15 protein-coding genes are annotated in these 14,740 nt (G+C 63.7%); 6 read left to right on the top strand and 9 right to left on the bottom strand.

The genetic code is table 11. The features are described from left to right. Nucleotides 1-21: 21 nt before the first annotated feature. The gene (gene purF, locus ACSVHC_RS13510) at nt 22-1,641 is read left to right on the top strand and encodes an amidophosphoribosyltransferase (RefSeq protein WP_241710136.1); all 1,620 of its coding nucleotides are present in this window, start codon (nt 22-24) and stop codon (nt 1,639-1,641) included. After that, nucleotides 1,638-2,798 carry a phosphoribosylformylglycinamidine cyclo-ligase gene (gene purM, locus ACSVHC_RS13505; RefSeq protein ID WP_236813108.1) on the top strand — a complete coding sequence of 387 codons (1,161 nt, stop codon included), beginning with the start codon at nt 1,638-1,640 and terminating at the stop codon, nt 2,796-2,798. The genes purF and purM overlap by 4 nt, the downstream gene beginning before the upstream one ends. Before the next feature lie 73 nt (nt 2,799-2,871). Here the strand turns inward: purM and ACSVHC_RS13500 are convergent, their stop codons facing one another. The 7 genes from ACSVHC_RS13500 to ACSVHC_RS13470 all read right to left on the bottom strand — a co-directional run bounded on the left by ACSVHC_RS13500 (nt 2,872) and on the right by ACSVHC_RS13470 (nt 8,849). After that, nucleotides 2,872-3,657, bottom strand: coding sequence for a VOC family protein (locus tag ACSVHC_RS13500; protein WP_439181011.1), 786 nt, complete (start codon nt 3,655-3,657; stop codon nt 2,872-2,874). 120 nt (nt 3,658-3,777) lie between these two features. Continuing rightward, nucleotides 3,778-4,758 carry a TIGR03086 family metal-binding protein gene (locus tag ACSVHC_RS13495; protein WP_437771550.1) on the bottom strand — a complete coding sequence of 327 codons (981 nt, stop codon included), beginning with the start codon at nt 4,756-4,758 and terminating at the stop codon, nt 3,778-3,780. Beyond that, nucleotides 4,755-5,084 (bottom strand): ArsR/SmtB family transcription factor, encoded by a 330-nt coding sequence (locus tag ACSVHC_RS13490; protein WP_439181010.1) that lies wholly within the window; start codon nt 5,082-5,084, stop codon nt 4,755-4,757. The genes ACSVHC_RS13495 and ACSVHC_RS13490 overlap by 4 nt, the downstream gene beginning before the upstream one ends. 64 nt (nt 5,085-5,148) lie before the next feature. Then, nucleotides 5,149-5,949, bottom strand: a complete 801-nt coding sequence (locus ACSVHC_RS13485) for an amino acid ABC transporter ATP-binding protein (RefSeq protein WP_437771552.1) — start codon at nt 5,947-5,949, stop codon at nt 5,149-5,151. Next, complete coding sequence (locus ACSVHC_RS13480; protein ID WP_437771553.1) at nt 5,946-6,887, bottom strand: amino acid ABC transporter permease; 942 nt, start codon at nt 6,885-6,887, stop codon at nt 5,946-5,948. The genes ACSVHC_RS13485 and ACSVHC_RS13480 overlap by 4 nt, the downstream gene beginning before the upstream one ends. Further along, nucleotides 6,884-7,828, bottom strand: coding sequence for an ABC transporter substrate-binding protein (locus tag ACSVHC_RS13475; RefSeq protein ID WP_439181009.1), 945 nt, complete (start codon nt 7,826-7,828; stop codon nt 6,884-6,886). Before ACSVHC_RS13475 ends, ACSVHC_RS13480 begins: the two co-directional genes overlap by 4 nt. Then, nucleotides 7,815-8,849 (bottom strand): succinylglutamate desuccinylase, encoded by a 1,035-nt coding sequence (locus ACSVHC_RS13470; RefSeq protein WP_439181008.1) that lies wholly within the window; start codon nt 8,847-8,849, stop codon nt 7,815-7,817. The genes ACSVHC_RS13475 and ACSVHC_RS13470 overlap by 14 nt, the downstream gene beginning before the upstream one ends. A 112-nt stretch (nt 8,850-8,961) precedes the next feature. Between ACSVHC_RS13470 and ACSVHC_RS13465 the strand changes: the two genes are divergently transcribed. Continuing rightward, nucleotides 8,962-9,588, top strand: coding sequence for a GntR family transcriptional regulator (locus ACSVHC_RS13465; RefSeq protein ID WP_437771556.1), 627 nt, complete (start codon nt 8,962-8,964; stop codon nt 9,586-9,588). Between the two features lie 153 nt (nt 9,589-9,741). On the opposite strand, the gene ACSVHC_RS13460 is transcribed toward ACSVHC_RS13465, so the two are convergent. Further along, nucleotides 9,742-9,975, bottom strand: a complete 234-nt coding sequence (locus ACSVHC_RS13460; RefSeq protein ID WP_028265518.1) for a DUF3073 domain-containing protein — start codon at nt 9,973-9,975, stop codon at nt 9,742-9,744. A 220-nt stretch (nt 9,976-10,195) separates the two neighbouring features. Between ACSVHC_RS13460 and ACSVHC_RS13455 the strand changes: the two genes are divergently transcribed. Continuing rightward, complete coding sequence (locus ACSVHC_RS13455; RefSeq protein WP_437771557.1) at nt 10,196-10,912, top strand: septum formation family protein; 717 nt, start codon at nt 10,196-10,198, stop codon at nt 10,910-10,912. Here ACSVHC_RS13455 and clpB read toward each other — a convergent pair whose 3' ends face one another. Next, nucleotides 10,913-13,582, bottom strand: a complete 2,670-nt coding sequence (gene clpB / locus ACSVHC_RS13450; protein WP_437771558.1) for an ATP-dependent chaperone ClpB — start codon at nt 13,580-13,582, stop codon at nt 10,913-10,915. Nucleotides 13,583-13,804: 222 nt separating this feature from the next. On the opposite strand from clpB, the gene ACSVHC_RS13445 reads away from it, so the two are divergent. Continuing rightward, entirely contained in the window at nt 13,805-14,143 is a 339-nt protein-coding gene (locus ACSVHC_RS13445) for a YciI family protein (protein ID WP_234754760.1), read from the top strand. A 117-nt stretch (nt 14,144-14,260) separates the two neighbouring features. Continuing rightward, complete coding sequence (locus ACSVHC_RS13440; RefSeq protein ID WP_437771559.1) at nt 14,261-14,728, top strand: SRPBCC family protein; 468 nt, start codon at nt 14,261-14,263, stop codon at nt 14,726-14,728. The last annotated feature ends 12 nt before the right edge of the window (nt 14,729-14,740 follow it).

The raw sequence follows: 14,740 nt of genomic DNA, 5'->3' as shown, positions 1-14,740 counted from the left end.
ACATCATGCGACAATTGACCAGTGGCACGTGGCGACGGAAAACTTTCTCATGATCTTCTCCCCGACGAAAAAGGACCTCAGGACGCTTGTGGCGTCTTCGGGGTCTGGGCGCCGGGCGAAGAAGTAGCAAAACTCACCTATTACGGGCTGTATGCGTTGCAGCACCGCGGACAAGAATCGGCTGGTATTGCTACCAGTGACGGCAAGCGCATCAATGTCTACAAGGACATGGGCCTCGTGTCCCAGGTCTTCGACGAGACAACCCTGAACACCCTCACCGGGCACCTTGCCGTCGGCCACTGCCGCTACTCCACCACCGGAGCAAGCCACTGGGCCAACGCACAGCCCACCCTGGGCGCAACCGCCACCGGCACCGTTGCCCTCGCGCACAACGGCAACCTGACCAACACTGCTGAGCTCCGGGAAATGATCCTCGAGCTCAACGGCGGCCAGTTGACCGGAGAAATGAAGCAGGGCAACACCTCGGACACTGCCCTGGTCACCGCCCTCCTCGAAGGCGAAGAGGGCAAGACCCTCGAACAGACCGCACTTGAGCTGCTTCCCAAGATCCGGGGCGGCTTCTGCTTCGTGTTCATGGACGAAGGCACGCTCTACGCCGCCCGCGATACCTTCGGCATCCGCCCCTTGTGCCTGGGCCGCCTCGAGCGCGGCTGGGTTGTCGCCTCGGAGCAGTCCGCCCTGGCAACCGTCGGTGCGAGCTTCATCCGCGAGATCGAGCCCGGCGAATTCATCGCCATTGACGAGAACGGCGTCCGTTCCCAGCGTTTCGCGGAAGCGACGCCGGCCGGTTGCGTTTTCGAATACGTTTACCTCGCGCGCCCCGACGCTTCGATTGCCGGACGCTCCGTGTACGAGTCCCGCGTGGAAATGGGCCGCCAGTTGGCCCGCGAAAACACCCAGGTAGCGGACATCGTCATTCCGGTCCCCGAATCCGGAACTCCGGCCGCGGTCGGCTACGCCGAGGAATCCGGCATCCCGTTCGCGCACGGCTTCGTCAAGAACTCCTACGTGGGACGCACGTTCATCCAGCCCTCGCAGACCCTGCGCCAGCTCGGAATCCGGCTCAAGCTCAACGCCCTCGAATCCGTGATCCGCGGCAAGCGCGTGGTGGTGGTCGACGACTCGATCGTGCGTGGCAACACCCAGCGCGCCATCGTCCGGATGCTCCGCGAGGCCGGCGCCGCAGCCGTCCACATCAAGATCTCCTCCCCGCCCGTCCAGTGGCCCTGCTTCTACGGAATCGACTTCGCGTCCCGCGCTGAGCTGATCGCCAATGGCGCCACCATCGAGGAAATCTCCCAGGCCATCGGTGCGGATTCGCTGGCCTACATTTCCGAAGACGGCATGATCGGCGCCACCCAGCAGCCGCGCGAACGCCTCTGCACGGCCTGCTTCACCGGCCAGTACCCCATCGCACTTCCGGGTTCGGACAAACTGGGCAAGAACCTCCTGGAACGCACGGACCTCGGCGGGCTGCCGACGTCGGGCATCTCCGCCGAAGCCGTAACCGCGGACTCGGACGACCCGGCCAACAAGCCCGGCGCCACCGGCTGCGATCCCGGACCCGACGCCGAGTTTGAGAACCTGCTGACCGACGCCGATAAGAAAGAGTCTGTATGACCTCCGCATCCTCCGCCGCTGAGAACACAACCGGCATCACCTACGCGTCCGCCGGCGTCGACGTCGAAGCGGGCGACCGCGCCGTCGAACTCATGAAGGACGCCGTCAAGGCGACCCATAACAGCTCCGTGCTCGGCGGCGTCGGCGGTTTCGCCGGCCTGTACGACGTCTCGAAGCTGCTCACGTACAAGAGGCCGCTCCTGGCCACGTCCACTGACGGCGTCGGCACCAAGGTAGCCATCGCCCAGGCCATGGACATCCACGACACCATCGGCTTCGACTTGGTCGGCATGGTGGTGGACGACATCGTGGTGGTCGGTGCAGAGCCCCTCTTCATGACGGACTACATCGCGTGCGGCAAGGTTGTCCCCGAGCGCATCGCCGACATCGTCCGCGGCATCGCGGCCGCTTGTTCGGTGGCGGGCACTGCCCTGGTGGGTGGCGAAACCGCTGAGCACCCGGGCCTGCTGGGTGAGCACGAGTACGACGTCGCCGGTGCAGCTACCGGTGTTGTCGAAGCCGACGCCCTGCTTGGCCCGGACCGCGTCCGCGCCGGCGACGTCGTAATCGGCATGGCCTCCTCGGGCCTCCACTCCAACGGCTATTCCTTGGTTCGCCGCGTGATCAACCACGCCGGCTGGGCCCTGGACCGCCAGGTCTCAGAACTCGGCCGCACCCTGGGCGAAGAACTGCTGGAACCCACCCGCGTCTACGCCGCCGACTGCCTGGACCTCGCCCGCGCGTTCCCGGTCAGCGGCCTGGGTACTGCGCCCGGCGCCGTGCACGGCTTCAGCCACGTCACCGGCGGCGGCCTCGCAGCCAACCTGGCCCGCGTCCTGCCGCAGGGCCTCGTGGCCACGGTTGACCGCGCCACGTGGGAACTGCCGGCCATCTTCAAGCTGGTCTCCGAGCTCGGCAATGTTCCGCTGGCCGACCTCGAGCGCACGCTCAACCTCGGCGTCGGCATGGTGGCCATCGTGTCCCCCGAAATCGCCGACGCCGCCGTGGCCCGCCTCAACGAACGCGGCCTGCCGTCGTGGGTCATGGGTACCGTGGCTGCGGACTCGGACTCGATCATCAAGAGCGGCCCGGACTACGTCCAGGGCGCCAAGGGTGTCGACGGCGGCGCCGTGCGCCTCGTGAACGCCTACGCCTAAGCGTTCTTAACGCAAAAGAGTGCCCACCCAGCTTGCCGATCCGGCAAGCTGGGTGGGCACTCTTGGTTAAGGCCTAAGAGCTTTCGCCGGCCATCACGCTGAAGGCCGCTCCGGCGGGATCGCCAAGGACTGCCATGCGTCCGACACCAGGGACGTCGAAGGCAGGCGCGAAGACCTGGGCCCCGAGTTCCACGGCCTTCGCCACGGATTCGTTCACGTCGGCAACATTGAAGTAGGTCATCCAGAAGGGCGGCATACCCTCCATGGGCTGCTTCATGGCGCCGGCCACGGACTTCCCGTCCACCACGAACTGGGTGTATTCCTGCAGGTCGCCGGCCGCGGCCGTCTCGCTGGAGCATCCCGTTACGGATTCGTAGAAGGCCACGGCCTTGGGAACATCGTTTGTCTGCAGCTCGCTCCAGACCACCGTGCCCGGCTCGTTGACCAACCCGGCCCCGTGGTGGCTTCCGGCTTCCCAGAAACCAATCTGCGCACCCGTTGGATCGGCGGCGAAGAACATCCGGCCGCTTCCGTTGGGGACGCTGTCCGGCGGGAAGAGGATGTTACCGCCGGCCGCCGTCGCGCGCCCAGCAGCCTCGTCGACCGAATCGACGGCAAGGTAGTTGGCCCAGTAGGAGGGTGCACCGGCCGCAGCCATGTCCGGCATCTGCTGCATCATGCCCGCAACGTAGCGGTCCTGCAGCTTGGCCATGTAGTACGTCATGCCGTTACCGGCATCCATCGCGTCCAGTTCCCAGCCGAACAGATCACCGTAGAAGGCCTTGGAAGCCTCGATGTCCGACGACGACAGGTCCACCCAACACGGAGTTCCCTGCTTGTAGCTATCAACCTGCGGCATTGCTATCCCTTCGTTGATTAGCCGGCTTACGCCAGCGGATACCACGTTCAAAGTAGTACGGGGGTCCGACACTGACAACAGCCAGCGCGGACGGACCCCGGAAGAGCGGCGTCGGAACCCTTATGCGTGAACAGTCCGGCCCGTGAAAGCGACTAGGCGCTCCAGGCTGGATGCCGTCTCTGCGACTTGCTGGGCCGGAGCGAAGCTGCCGCTCGCGCGGACCTGCTCGCTGATGGTGTTCTGCGCGAGGACCTCGACGTAGTCGGTGAGCTCATCCGCAACCGACACTTCGAGGCCCAGGGCCTTGGAGAAGTCCCAAGCGTGGACGAGGAACTCGAGATTGAGGATCGAGGCGACCATCGTCGCCGGCAATTCGGCGAAGCCCATGTCGATGGTGCCTTCGAGGCCGCGGCGGTAGAGAGCCTCCAGAGTGGGCTGGGCGAGGTCGGCGATGCGCACCTCAGGCGACTTTCCGGCGTCGTCGGCTACTTCGGCGCCCAGGGCCTTGGCGATGTTGGCAATTGAGCCGGCAAGGTGGTCAAGCAACTGGGACACGTTGAAATCGGCGCACGGAGTCTGGGTCTGCGCGTCGGCCTCGGTCACGTGCGCCAGTACGCGCTGCACGATGGCGAGCGTGGCGTCCGCGGAGGTGAGCTCGTTGAGGTCGGCAGGTGCAGCTGCCCATTCGTCGGCACCTGCGTCGCCCGTGGAGGCCTCGGCGAGGAGACGGTCGAGGTAGTGGTTCCAGCCCTCGGAGTGGCCTGCAAGGGCTTCGGCCGTCGGCAGTCCCTCGTGCACCAGACGTACTGTGGTCCCGCCGTCGGCCGGCTCAAGGGTGATGGCTACGGTGGAGACGTTGTCCGCCGGGGCCTCGGGCTGCTCCCAGGCCCAGGTGAAGACGACGCGCTTGCCGGGCTCGATTTCGGTGAAGGTTCCGGCAGCGTGGTGACCCGGGGTGATGGTCCAGCGGTATTCGCCGCCCACCTTCAGGTCGACGCGGGCGGCAACGGTCTGCCAGCGGCGGAGGCGTGCGGGCTGCGTAATGAGTTCGAACGCCTGGTCGACGTTGAGGGGAAGAAGAACGGTCTTGTCGTAAATCATGGTGATTCCTCTGTTGTTTGAAGGCGGTCGGTGGTGAAGTTTTGTGCGTCAGCGAGGAGCATGTCCAGCTCCGCGGTCCAGAACTGCTCAAAAAGCATCCGGAGTTCTCTCATGCCATCGTTATCCAAGCGGTAGTAGCGGTTGCGTCCCTCTTTGCGGGCCGCAACGAGGCCTACCTGCTCCAGCAGCAACAAATGCTGCGAGACGGCGGATCTGCTCACCGTGAATTCGCCAGCCAGCTCCGTCACGGTGCGCTCGCCCGCCGCAAGCAGGTGCAACAGGCGCCGCCTGTTCGGCTCCGCGGCAACTTCCAGTGGGTCGAGCATGTTTAATACGTTAGTCGCCACTAACGCATTCTGTCAATCACTTCCGAGAGCGCACTATCAACGACTACAGAACCGCGGACAAAAACGCCCGGGTCCGTTCATGCCGGGGGTTGCCAATGACCTCTTCGGCGGGACCTTCCTCAATGATCCGGCCACCGTGCATGAACACCACTCGATCCGCCACGTCGCGGGCGAAGCCCATTTCATGCGTCACGACAATCATGGTCATTCCCGTCCGGGCCAGGTCCTTCATCACCCTGAGGACTTCGCCCACCAGTTCCGGGTCCAGCGCCGACGTCGGCTCGTCAAACAGCATCAGCTTCGGCTGCATGCACAGCGCCCGGGCGATCGCCACCCGCTGTTGCTGCCCGCCCGACAGGTGCCGCGGATACGCATCCGCCTTCTCCGAAAGGCCTACCTTCTCCAACAAATCCAATGCCCGACGGCGGACATCCGCCTTGCGCTGCTTGAGCACCCTGAGCGGGGCTTCCATCAGGTTCTCCAGCACAGTCATGTGCGGGAAAAGGTTGAAGTGCTGGAAGACCATCCCGATATCGGTGCGGTCGGCGCAGATTTCGTTGTGGGACTGCTCGTGGAGCTTGTCCCCCTTGATCCGGTAGCCCACGGCCCTGTCTCCAACCCACAGCAGGCCGCCGTCGATCTTCTCGAGGTGGTTCACGCACCGCAGGAAGGTACTCTTCCCTGAGCCGGAGGCACCGATCAAGCAGACCACTTCGCCGCTTTGGACGTGGAGATCGATTCCCTTGAGGACCTCGTTGTCGCCGAAACTCTTGCGCACGCCTTCCGCGCGCACCAGCGGAAGCGCCTCCGGCGCCTTCCCGCTTTCCGTTGTGTCGATGGTCATGACTTGCCGCCCTTTCCTGTGCCTTGCGTGGAGTGAACCCTGAAGAATTTCCGCAACCGCTCGGCGGCGGTCGGCGGGACCGAACGGGACGTTCCCCGCGCGAAGTGCCGTTCCACGTAGCCTTGGCCTACCGTGAACACCGTGGTGACAACGATGTACCAGATGCTGGCCACCAAGAGCAGAGGGACAACCTGCAGGTTCTTCGAGTAGATGATCTGGGCGGAGTACAGGAGCTCAGGGACAGCCAGGACGCTGACCAACGAGGTCATCTTGAGCATGCCGATGAACTCGTTGCCCGTGGGCGGAATGATGACGCGCATGGCTTGCGGCAGGATCACCCTGGTGAGGGTCTGGATGCGGGACATGCCGAGGGCACCCGCAGCCTCGCCTTGGCCTTGGTCGATGGACTGGATGCCTGCCCGGACAATCTCCGACATGTAGGCAGCCTCGTTGAGGCCCAGGCCAAGGATCGCCGCGGCGAGGGGTGTGATGATCTGGTTGGCGTCCAGGCTGACGCCCGGGATGCCAAAGGTGATCTCCGGATACAGCGCCGACAAGTTGAACCAGAACAACAGCTGGACCAGGACCGGGGTGCCACGGAAGATCGTCACGTAGGCACTTGCCGAGGCCTTGACCACGGGGTTTGCCGAAAGCTGCATGACCGCAAGCACCACGCCAAGCCCCACCCCGGCAGCCATGCAGACAACCGTCAGGAACAGGGTGATGCCGATCCCGTTGACGATGGCGACGTCGCGGAAATACAGGGCCACCTTGTCCCAGCCGAAACGGGGATTGCTCACCGCGGAAAAAAGCAACAGGATCACGACGGCGGCTACCGCAGTACCAGCCACCCATCGCCAAGGGTGCCTGCCTGGGACCACGGTGAACTGTCCGCTGTCCCTTGTTCCCATCTTGGGGACGGTGATCACGCCGCTCATTTCGCACCACTCGCGTCCACTGCATCCGCGCTGATGGTCACCGAGTCCGGGATTCCGTACTTCGCATTGATCGCCTTGTACGTGTCGCCCGCAACCAACGCCTTGACGGCCGCGACGATCGCCTTCGTCAGTGGCGAACCCTTGGGCATGGCGATACCCACCGGCGTCGGTTCAAAGTCCTGGTTGCCGGCGAGCTCGAAAGCACCGCCGGAAAGCTTGCTCGCATAGCCCATGCCGACAAGTCCCGAGAGGACGCTGTCCACGCGACCGGAGATAAGGGCCAGGTTGGCTTCGTCCTGGGAGGGAAACAGCTGGATGTCAATCGGTGCCTTGCCGGCGTCGACGCACTGCTTTGAAAACGCCGGAAGGGTCTCGATCCCCTGCGTGGTTCCCTTCTCGCCACCCACCTTGGTGCCGCACAGCTTCATCGCGTCGAGGGCGAGCTTCTTGGGATTTCCCGCCTTGACGGCAAGGCCTGAGCCGCTGCTTTGGTAGGAGGCGAAATCGGCATTCATCTTGCGCTCGGCCGTGACGTTGAAGCCCGAAATGCCGACGTCGTACTTGTTCGAGCTCACGCCCGGGAGGATGGTGTCGAACGTCGCGGGGACCATCTTGACTTCGAGCCCCAGCGTCTCGCCGACGGCTTTCGCAAAGTCTGCGTCCCAGCCGACAGCCGTCTTGCTGTCAGCAGCGTAGAACTCATACGGCGCGAAGGTGGGGTCGGTGCCAACCATCAGGATCCCTTTGGCCTTGACGTCCGGGGGCAGGAGATTCGCGGCGGACTGGTTGAAAGGCGCCGCCGGAATCGCGGCGTCTTTGCCGGGAATGGAGCTGGCCGCGGCTTCCTTGCCGGAGTCGAGTGATGCAGTGGTGCAGCCGCTGAGCCCGACGGCGGCTGCCAGCAGCAGGGCGCCTGTGGAGATGTATCTAGGACGGTTCATGATTGCCTTTCAGATAGCTTGTTCCGTGGTCAACAGCGATGTTGACCACGGTGGTACCGACATTGACGAGGGCGGGATGTCGAACGATTGCGACCACCCCGTCCATAGGCGCAAAGAAGTCTTTTGGAGGCCGCTCGAGTTCTTCCACGGAGTGGACCCGGGCCACGAGGTCGCCGGCCGTGACCTTCTGGCCAAGTTCAACCACCGGCTCGAGGATGCCCGCCATCGTGGAATGGACCGGGGACTGGGCAGTGAGTTCCATCCACTGGATCGGGGCTTCCGCGATGGACCGCCCGGCGTCCTTGAGCACGCCCCAGTGGCCAAGCAGCGAACGAAGTCCGGTCCTCGCCCTGTTGAGGATCGGCAGGGATACGGCTCCCCTGCCACCAAGTTCGGTCGAGATCATCGGCACGCCCGCCCGATCGGCAGCGCCGCTGATGGAACCCGTCTTCAACATCGGCTTAACCACCACGGAGTACGGGGCATTGAACGCGGCCACCGCCGCCATCTTCTCAGGCCACAGCTCCGGCGTCGGTCCTTGGTAGACGAACGCGGACGGAACATACTCCGAGGCGATTCCCCCGGAGTGGATGTCAATCACAAAGTCAGCCATGGGGATGAGTTCTCCGGCCACAATCGAGGCGATCTGCAGGGCTGGCCCGCCGTCGGCGCGGCCCGGGAGGGCCCGGTTCAGATTGACCCGGTCAACGTTCGAAACGCGCCTTCCTTCACGGACGGCAGCGATGTTGAGGGCAGGCAGGATGATCAATCTCCCGGTCACCTCAGCAGGGTTCAAAGTGCGGATGAGTTCCTGGAGCAGGATCTGGCCTTCATATTCGTCACCGTGCGTGCCGGCGATCAAAAGAACCGTGGGACCGTCTCCACCACTCAGGACCGCGATCGGCGAGGGGATGACAGCGGCGTCATTTTCGTTGTCCGAATGTTCGATCTCCAGGTAACCCAGCTGCTTGCCGACGGCGGCGAAATCGATCCCGGGAATGCGCGGAATGTGCAGGCTCATGGGGCATCTTTCCTCAGGGTTGGTAGAATTGGATTCACTGTATACAGTGAATCCTGTGATGTAAAGCACGTAGGATTGAACGAGTTTTGATACCAAAAAGGGGATGAGGCGAATGGCTACGCAAGCTGCCAAGGGGATGAGGCCGCTGAGCGAGCACGTCTACGACAGGATCAGCAATGAGATCGTCAACGGAGTGGTCGGGCCTGGCGCTCCCCTGGTCCAGGAACAACTGGCCGAAGAATACGGCGTTTCACGGACGCCGGTCCGCGACGCACTTAACCGCTTGGTGCACGAAGGACTCGCCACTTTGGTCCCGGGGTCCGGGTATTTTGCGACGACGCTGACCCGATCAGCCGTCGAGGAAGTCTATGAGGTACGCAAGGCCCTCGAGATCATGGCCATCAGACAGTGCGGGGCCAAGTACACAAACCTTCAGCTTGCCCGGCTCGAGCTGCTCATCGCCGAGGGTGCCGCAAGCGCCGACCCGGAGGAATTGTTCACCGCCACGCGGGCGTTCCATTTGGGCTTGGCGGCGCCTGCGCCCAACGGATTCTTGCTGAAAACCCTCGAATCCGTCTGGGACAACCCGGTTCAACGGCTCATCAGCCGCTCGTATCCTTTGGACGACGCCAAGCTTGAGCGCGTGGCGGACGCCCACCGGAAGATCCTTGCTGCAGCCCGCGCCAATGACCTCGAAACACTGATCCCCCTGCTGGATCTGTGCCACGAGAAGGACTGACCGGAAAAGAACGAAAAAAGCCCGTAGCGCACGCCAATCATGGCGCGCCCTACGGGCTCGATCGTTTTAGGAGGCATCTGGGGATGCCAAATCACTTCGTGTACGACGGCGGTACGCAACTCGATGCCGAAAGGCACCTGATTGTTGCTACAGCTATCCGATACGGCGGGTGTCTACCTCGTCGTCATCGTCTTCCAAGTCCTGTGCGTACTTGTCCTCGTAAGCCGAGTAATCCGGCTCCGGCGGATCGTCCGCGAATCGGCTCGTCGCACGACTTGATGGCCCAGTCAGCTCGCGCTGAAGGGCCGAATAGTCAGTGTTCGGGGAGTAGTACTTGATGTCCCGAGCCTGCTTGGTAGCTTTTGCCTTTTGACGGCCGCGCCCCATGGCGTGACCCCCTTTTGTACTTGGACCGGAGGTGGTCACCTTGGCGATCGGTGAGGCCCCGGAATGTTTGGTCAATTTGTCGTATGTCTAGATTACATGCTTTCTGGAGCAACTGCTTGCCACGACCTCGCGAAAGCGACGTCACAGTTCCACACGGCAGTATCACCGTTCGTCGGCATGAAAAACTTGGGTAGAGTCGCCCTAATATCGGGCCGCACGCATGAAAGGCGCTAACTCAGACATGGGCCAGGACAACACGATCCCGGGAAACAACGGTACAGGCGACAACGAGTCGCCGGTAGACCCTGGTTCAGGGACCGGGTATCCGGGGACTTCGGGCATCTACCCGGATGCTGGCATGCCTGCCGAAACCGAGCCCGAGGACGGCTTTCCCTCCGAAAAAGGGTCGTCCCTGCGGACTGCCCTGGACGCCATAACGCGGTATCGGCTTATCATTGGCGGCATTGTGCTGGCTGTATTGATCCTCATCGGAGTAGTGATCTGGATCCTCGTTGGGGCCTTGGCCAACCGTCCAGTGGCCGCTTCCACCCCCGCACCGGCCACGTCCACCAGCCGCGGCCCCCTCCCGGCCGATGTCGAGGCAAAGGACTACCAGCTGGGCGATTGCTTCGCCGATTTCGACTCCAACGCCACCAAGTCCAAAGTGGTGGACTGCACCACCGACCATTCTGCCCAGTTGGGCGCCATCTTCCGGTACAAGGCTGACGACACCTTCCCCGGTGCCACTGCCTTGCGTGACAAAGGCCGCGAAATCTGCCGTGATCTGATGCTCAACGAGGCCTCTACGAAGTACGCGCTCCTGCAGCAGAACGTGTACCCGAGTGCCACCAGCTGGGACAACGGCGACCGCCGCGTGGACTGCTTCATCGTGGTGAACTCGGGAAACACGCTCAAGGAATCCGTGCTGCAGAAGTAGCTACTCCTTCCGCCTCACCGTCAGGCCGCTACCCGCCGGAGCCCCGCCGTCGGGACCCGTCAAAGCTTCGAGCCCCTCGATGGTGAGTTCGTCGACGTCGGCCGCGGTGTCCACCAGTACCGTGTCGCCGTCCGCGATCTCTCCGGCGAGGATCTCCTTGGCCAAGCGGTCGCCGATCTCGCGTTGGACCAGCCGTCGCAACGGACGGGCGCCGTACGCGGGATCGTAACCGGACATCGCGAGCCAGGCACGGGCGCCGTCACTGACCTCCAGGGTGAGCCTGCGGTCGTGCAGGCGCTTGGTCAGCTCGTCCACGTGCAGCTCGACGATCCTGGCGAGCTCGTCCACGCTGAGCGGATCGAACAGGACAATCTCGTCGAGCCGGTTGAGGAACTCCGGCTTGAAGGAGGCGTTGACCACGGCGATGACCGCATTTCGCTTCGCCGTGGCGTCCAGCGTTGGATCCACAAGGAACTGGCTGCCCGAGTTGGAGGTCAACACCAGGATGGTATTCCGGAAGTCCACGGTGCGGCCCTGCCCGTCGGTGAGGCGACCGTCGTCGAGCACTTGCAGGAGGATGTCGAACACCTCCGGGTGGGCCTTCTCCACCTCGTCGAGCAGGATCACGGAGTACGGGCGGCGACGGACCGCTTCAGTCAGCTGACCGCCTTCCTCGTAGCCCACATATCCGGGAGGGGCGCCGACCAGCCGGGCCACGGAGTGCTTTTCCCCGTATTCAGACATGTCGATCCGCACCATGGCGCGTTCGTCGTCGAACAGGAAGTCAGCGAGTGCCTTGGCGAGCTCAGTTTTGCCGACGCCGGTGGGGCCCAGGAACAGGAATGAGCCCGTGGGGCGGTTGGGGTCGCTGATGCCCGCACGGGCGCGGCGGACGGCATCGGAAACGGCGGCCACGGCCTTGGACTGGCCGATCAGCCGCTTTCCGATCTCCTCCTCCATGTGCAGCAGCTTCTGGGATTCTCCCTGCAGCATGCGGCCAGCGGGGATCCCGGTCCAGGCCGAAATGACCTCGGCGATATCGTCCGCCGTGACTTCGTCCGCGACCATCAGGGCGGGCTTCGCTTCACCGCGTGCTTCCCGGGCGGACTCTTCCTCGGCTGCTGCGCTGAGCTCGCGCTCCAGAGCGGGCAGTTCGCCGTAGAGAATGCGCGAGGCAGCTTCAAGGTCGCCTTCGCGTTGGTACTTTTCGGCGGCCGAACGCAATTCGTCGATCTTCGCTTTGAGGTCGCCAACGCGGTTGAGCCCGGCCTTCTCGGATTCCCAACGGGCGTTCAATGCCGCGAGGGCTTCCTTCTTGTCGGCCTTGTCCGCGCGTAGCGCAGCGAGGCGTTCGATGGAGGCCGCGTCGGTCTCGCGGGCGAGGGCCAATTCCTCCATGGTCAGACGGTCCACGGCACGGCGAAGCTGGTCGATTTCCTCAGGAGCCGAGTCGATTTCCATGCGCAGCCGGGACGCGGCCTCGTCCACAAGGTCGATCGCCTTGTCCGGCAACTGACGGCCCGAGATGTAGCGGTTGGAGAGCGTGGCGGCGGCCACGAGGGCGGAGTCCGCGATCGCTACCTTGTGGTGGGCCTCGTAGCGTTCCTTGAGGCCGCGGAGAATCCCGATGGTGTCCTCCACGCTTGGCTCGCCCACGTAGACCTGCTGGAAGCGGCGTTCCAGGGCAGGGTCCTTCTCCACATTCTCGCGGTACTCGTCCAGGGTGGTGGCACCGATGAGGCGCAGCTCGCCGCGGGCCAGCATCGGCTTGAGCATGTTGCCCGCGTCCATGGCGCTTTCACCGGTGGCACCGGCGCCCACCACCGTGTGGATTTCATCGATGAACGTGACAATCTGCCCGTTGGAGTTCTTGATCTCCTCCAGTACGGCCTTGAGCCGTTCCTCGAATTCGCCGCGGTACTTGGCACCGGCCACCATGGACGCAAGGTCCAGGGCGATCAGGGTCTTGCCCCGCAGGCTTTCCGGGACGTCCCCGGCCACCATGCGCTGGGCGAGCCCTTCGACGACGGCGGTCTTGCCGACGCCGGGTTCACCGATCAGCACCGGATTGTTCTTGGTGCGCCGGCTCAGGACCTGGACGACCCTCCGGATTTCGCTGTCCCGACCGATCACGGGATCCAGCTTGCCCGAGCGCGCGACGGCGGTGAGGTCCATGCCGTACTTCTCGAGGGCCTGGAAGGTGTTTTCGGGGTCTTGCGAGGTGACTTTCCGGTCGCCACGGACACCCGGCAGGGCGGCGAGGAGCGCTTCGTGGGAGGCGCCGGCGTCGCGCAGTAGCTTCCCCACGGCGTCGCTTCCGGCCGAGAGCCCCAAGAGGAGGTGCTCAGTGGACACGAAGGAGTCGCCGAGTTTCTCAGCCTCGTTCTGGGCGGCCTGGATGGCCTGCATCGAAGGACGGGAAAGCTGCGCTTGCTGCACGGAACTGCCCGACGACGACGGCAGGGCCTTGATAGCCGAGCTCGCCTGCACGCTCACGGCATCCGGGTCCGCTCCAGTGGCGCGCAAAAGGGCTACGGCGACGCCCTCGCGCTGGTCCATGAGCGCTTTGAGCAGGTGGGCCGGCTCCAGCTGCGGATTTCCGGCGGTGGAGGCGTTCATGGCCGCTGCGGAAAGAGCCTCCTGGCTCTTGGTGGTGAATTTGACGTCCATGGAAGAGCTCCTTTCGGGAGTAGACTGTTTCTCAAAGTTGAGTCTACTATGCTCAACTTTGCCAGATCATCCCTCCTGCTCCATGTTTGCCGACGGCGAAACTGCTGTCTATAGCCTTCTCCGCTTACCTTGAAAAGCCCCTCGCCGTTTGCGAGCCGTAGCCCTAGGATCAGGTGTGACCGGGGGAACACCCCTTGGCGAGCATGAGAAAAAGGACACGCAATGAAGAAGTTCGTAGTTCTCTACAATGCGCCGCAATCGGCGGAATCGGCCATGGCTGACAGTACCCCTGAGGCAGCAGCCGAAGGCATGAAGCTGTGGATGGACTGGGCCGCGAAGGCTGGCGACGGCATTGCCGATCTCGGCACGCCCCTCGGTGGCGGCAAGGTGGTCGGGAACTCTGGAGTATCCGATGCGGAGACGGGAGTAGGCGGTTACAGCGTCCTGCAGGCCGAGGACATGGACGGGGCCCTGAAGCTCCTCGAAGGCCACCCGCATTTCCTCATGGCACCCGAAGCCTCGATCACCGTCTACGAAGCGCTCGACATCCCGGGCATGTAACACAGCAACCGCCGCGGCACCCCGCCGTCGAATTCGTGGGTGTGGGCCGCGCGCTGCGTGCCGGAAGGCGGCGCGGCCCGCACCCACGATCCCGGTAAAGCGCCGTACGATATGCACATGGCACCCTTCACAGTCACTCGCAATGCGCTGATCCCCGCCGCGCCCGCCGACATCTTCCCCTTCGTCAACAACTTCCACGAGTGGACCAAATGGTCTCCGTGGGAAGCCGTTGACCCCAAGCTGAGCCGCAGCTACTCGGGCAACGAATCCGGCGTCGGAGCCAAGTATGCCTGGAGCGGCAACAACAAGGCCGGCACCGGAACCATGGAAATCGTCGGCTCGGAAGAGCCTGGCAAGATCGACATCCGCCTCGAATTCACCAAGCCGATGAAGGCCGTCAACCCCACGGGGTTCACGTTCGCGCCCGAAGGGGAGGGCACCCGCGTCACCTGGACAATGACCGGCGAGAACAAGGGCCTCGGCAAAATCTTCGCTTTGTTCATGAACATGGAGAAGATGGTGGGCGGCGACTTCGAGAAAGGCCTGACGGCACTCTCAGCGGTAGCCACCCGGAAAAACCCGTAGTTTCTCGGCGCA

The sequence above is a fragment of the Arthrobacter sp. KNU-44 genome (assembly GCF_051843155.1).
Taxonomy (GTDB): Bacteria; Actinomycetota; Actinomycetes; order Actinomycetales; family Micrococcaceae; genus Arthrobacter.
The sequence above is the reverse complement of the archived record's forward strand: the minus strand, read 5'-3'. Positions and strand labels throughout refer to the sequence as shown.